Source organism: Streptomyces corchorusii (assembly GCF_001514055.1).
In the GTDB taxonomy this organism is placed as follows: domain Bacteria; phylum Actinomycetota; class Actinomycetes; order Streptomycetales; family Streptomycetaceae; genus Streptomyces; species Streptomyces olivaceoviridis.
Genome location: NZ_KQ948398.1, coordinates 1 through 4,029 on the forward strand (window position 1 = coordinate 1; position 4,029 = coordinate 4,029).

Sequence of the window (4,029 nt, forward strand, 5' to 3'; positions counted from 1 at the left end):
TCTAGGACGACCGACGGGTACGGGGCGGGTCGGGTCGGTGCGGGTGGTGTTCCCCGCCGCGGTCCGTGCGGGTCGGTTCGTGGAGGGCCGCGTCGAGGAGGCGTTCGATCCCGGCGTGCCCTCGGCAGGCTCGCGGGCCGGCACCCGGCCCGTCCCGCACAGCCACAGCCAGTCGGCGGCACGGCCGAACAGTCGGCGCTGCCGACCCCGGCCCGGGTGAGCGGGCTCGACACGCGGGTCGGCGGTATCGGCCAGGCCGCGATGGTGTTCCCCGCCGCCGTCCGTGCGCGTCGGTCCGTGGAAGCCCGCGTCGAGGAGGCGGTCGATCCCGCCCGTCCCCTCGACGGGCTCGCGGGCCGGCACCCGGCCCGTCCCGCACAGCCACAGCCAGTCGGCGGCGCGGCCGAACAGCCAGCGCTGCCGGCCCCAGCCCTGGTGAGCGGGCTCGACACGCGGGTCGGCGGTATCGGCCAGGCCGGCGCCGCGCGCGTGGCGTCCGGGGCGGGTCAGGGAGGTGCCGGTCTCGACGCAGCCGCCGATGCCCGCGTCCGTGCGGGCGGTGAAGCGGGTGCCGCACTCCCCCGGCGTGCGCTCGACCGTGCCGCCGGGGGCACGGCTTGGCCGCGGGCGGGTCGGCCGTGCGGGCGAGGGGGAGCACCCCGGTGTCCCCGGCGTGCCGGAATCCGGAGCGCTCGCAGAGGGCCCGGACGTGCGGCCGGGGTCCGGGGGGCCGTACACGACCGGGGCGGCAGGTCTCGGCCAGGCGCGCCGGGTCCCGGACCCGTCAGCGGGCCAGGCGGGCCGGACAGGCGCGCATCAGCGGGTCGGCCGTCTGCTCGGCGCCCGGCCGGAGGGAGGGGGCGGATGCCGGAGGAACCAGTCGATCTCGCCGGCGTCCCGGTGGCCCGGCCCGCCTCCTCGTCGGCGCGGTACCGCTGCGGGTGGGCCGCCGCGACGCCGTGCCCGCGCTCCTCGGCGACGAGCGCGATCCGCTCACCCACGCACAGATCGGTCACGTTCTCCGGCTCGTAGCCGCACGGTGCGCCCGGCGGGGCCCGCCGGCGGCTGTCGGACAGGCTTCACGGTCTGCCGCCGCCTCTCCGGTCACCACCGGAGACCTGACCCACCATCATGACGAGGAGACCGGCGAGGAGAAGCACGGCGCCGATCAGCGTTCCCGAGGGCCGGGCGCCGGAATCGCCGATCAGCAGCCCGAAGACCAGTTGCCAGCACAGCGCGAAGGCCACCACCAGCTGGCCCCAGCCGTAGGTCCGCGGGGCACGGACATGGCGCCGGTTCATGGGGAGCACCCAGCCGCTGGTGACCGCCGCGACGCCGGAGGCGGCGATGAGCAGCGCCAACAGGACCAGAGGCACGGCGACATACAGCTTCACGGCTTCTCCCCCTGCGCACCGGGCCCACGCCCGGCGGCAGCCTGATCATGGCACCAGACCACCGTGCGAAACCAGGCGAGCGCCGCGCGGGGGGAGCTCGATCATGCGGCCGATGCCCCAGGTATGACATATGTGGCATGTGTGAGAAAATGGCGAATATGCCATCTGATGCTGGCGGGTTCATCGGAACCCTCCGCTGGAAGGGCTCAGACAGGCGAGAGGAGCGCATCATGATCGCCAAGCTGCTCGGCAAGCTGTGCTTCAGCCGCCACTACGGCGCGTACGGGGCCCACGAGTGGGACGCGTACGCCGGCGACGACCGCTGACGGCACTCCCGGCGGGCGCCCCGGGCGTCCGCCGGCTCTGAGCGGCGCTGCCGACGACATCGCCAGGACGGGTGCGAAGGTCGGGGACGATCTCATGGGCCGGATGAATGTGCCGCCGCGGTTGCCGCAGGGCGGCTTCGCAGCCTGGAGCCGTGACCGGCTGGGCGTGGCACGCCGTGGCGCTGACGAGTGCGGGGACGTCTGGCAGCTGGAGCCGGGTGTCTACGTAGCCGCCACGGCCGCTCCGTGCGAAGCGGTGCTACGCCGCGCGGAGGACTTCCCCAAGGCGCCCTCGCCCCTCTTCCCGCCGTTGAAGGGGTCGAACCGAGCACCGACGGCCGAGGAGCGTGCGCACGCCCACGCCGCCCGCATGCGCGGACTGCGCGCGCAGGCGGTCGCGGCCCGGGTCGGCGAGATCGCGCCCGGAGCCGCACGCTTCGCGGAGCAGTGGCCCACGGGCCGGGACGTCGAGGTCCTGCCCGCGGCGCGGCACGCCCTGGCGGAGATCGGCGTGGGCTACCTCTTCTCCGAGGACGCTCCGGCCCTGCTGCCCTTCGCCGCACGGCTCTTCCTGGCCCGGGAAGTGCTCGCACGCCCCTCCCGCTGGGAATGGCCGCGGTGGGTCCCCACACCGGCACGGCGGTTCCGCACACGGCAACAGGCCGCCTTCACCGAGGCGTTGCGGCCCATCGTCCGCCGGCGCCGTGCGTCGGGCCGGCTCGGCGACGACGTGCTCGGGCAGATGCTCCAGCCCTCCGCCCGCTACGGCCCGCTGCCGGAAGGGGCCGTCCTCGACACCCTCCCGGGCATCACCGTCGCCACCTTCGAGGCACCCACCCGGGCAGCCGGATGGATCCTGCTCCACCTGGCCCGGCACCCGTGGGCGGCGGACCGGGTCGCGGCCGAAGCCGCCTCGCTGCCCGCGGACCCGGCCGCGACGACCAGCGCCCACCTCGACGACCTGCGGTACACCCAGGCACTGGTACGCGAGGTGCTCCGGCTGCACCCCCCGAGCTGGCTGCTGACCCGGCAGACCGCACGGCAGACCGAGCTCGCCGACTACACGATCGACGCCGGGTCCACGGTTCTCGTCTGCCCCTACACCGCGCACCGGGACGCACGGGAACACGCCGAGCCGGACGAGTTCCGGCCCGAGCGCTGGCTCGACGATTCGGGCTCGCCGGCGGACCCCGGGGCGTTCCTCTCCTTCGGCACCGGGCCGCACGGCTGCGAGGGAGCCGCTCTGGCCATGGCGATGCTGACGCTCCTGACCGCGCACACGGCCCGCTGCCACCGCCTGAGCGAGCCGCCCGGACCACCCGGCTTCCAGGTCACCACCTTCGAAGGTCTCGCGACCGCCGGCCTGCGTCTGCGTGCCACCTCGCGTGCCCCGGAGCGGTCCGGCTTGCGGTGACCGGCGCGCTCGTCACGGTTCGTCCGTCACGGTCCGCCCGCCGTGTGCCGCCGGTCGAACTCGTCGGCGAGCAGGCCCATCATGACGAGGTCGTGGTACCGGCCGGCGAAGAAGACGTGTTCCCGCAAGCGCCCCTCCTCGGTGAAGCCGAGACGGCGTATGAGGGCCAGCGATGCCTCGTTGTGGGCGAAGACCACGGCCAGGCACTTGTGGTAGCGCCGCTCGGCGAACATGAAGCGCAGCAGCAGTGTCAGGGCTTCCGCCGCGTAGCCACGGCGCCGGTGCTCGGCGCCGATCGTGACGTCGAATTCGAACCAGCCCGAATGGCGGCCGGTGCGGTGCGAGGCGACCGTGCCGACCAGCTCTTCGCCGGCCGTCGTCTCGACTGCCAGCCGGAAGCGGTCGCCGTCGCGCTCGGCGACGGCTTGCTGCTTCGCCCAGGCACGGTAGCTCTCGGCGGACCGGGGCAGGCCCAGCGGGCCCCCGCGCCGCCCGTCGTCGTCGGCGAAGCGCGCGAACGCCGCCCAGTCTTCGGGCTCGATGGCACGCAGGCGTACCCGTTCACCGGTCCAGGACGTTGCCATGCCCGATTTCAACACGCCACGGTGCGCGCGGGGCCGAGAGGCACGCCGGGACGGGTGCGGCCCACCGTTCCCAGTCCCACCGCTGGGCGTCCGCGGCCCCGGCCCGCCGTCTGCGGCGCCGTCGGCGTACTGGTGCCGCATCAGGCGGCCTTCGCCCCGACGGGGAGCGGGTGTTGATCTCCGTGATACGTTCGCCGCCGCCGTGCACGACTGCGAGTTGAAGGAGGTGAGACCGATCAACGCTGTGACAGGTCGGGACTCCCTCCGTTGCATGGCCTAGGTGTATTGATCACGAGCGTTGTTGACACTGC

4 protein-coding genes are annotated in these 4,029 nt (G+C 74.3%); 1 reads left to right on the forward strand and 3 read right to left on the reverse strand.

The window, feature by feature from the left end; genetic code table 11:
- Together AQJ11_RS44940 and AQJ11_RS44945 are read right to left on the reverse strand one after the other, a co-directional pair.
- A partial coding sequence (locus AQJ11_RS44940) for a hypothetical protein (protein ID WP_244218684.1) occupies positions 1–738 on the reverse strand: 738 nt, incomplete at its 3' end.
- A gap of 341 nt (positions 739–1,079) precedes the next feature.
- A complete protein-coding gene (locus AQJ11_RS44945) occupies positions 1,080–1,394 on the reverse strand; it encodes a hypothetical protein (RefSeq protein WP_014671158.1) in 315 nt (104 codons plus the stop codon).
- Positions 1,395–1,823: 429 nt separating this feature from the next.
- Here AQJ11_RS44945 and AQJ11_RS44955 point away from each other — a divergent pair, with 429 nt between their 5' ends.
- The gene (locus AQJ11_RS44955) at positions 1,824–3,134 is read left to right on the forward strand and encodes a cytochrome P450 (RefSeq protein ID WP_244218685.1); all 1,311 of its coding nucleotides are present in this window, start codon (positions 1,824–1,826) and stop codon (positions 3,132–3,134) included.
- Positions 3,135–3,160: 26 nt separating this feature from the next.
- On the opposite strand, the gene AQJ11_RS44960 is transcribed toward AQJ11_RS44955, so the two are convergent.
- Entirely contained in the window at positions 3,161–3,718 is a 558-nt protein-coding gene (locus AQJ11_RS44960) for a GNAT family N-acetyltransferase (protein WP_059267379.1), read from the reverse strand.
- Positions 3,719–4,029: the final 311 nt, after the last annotated feature.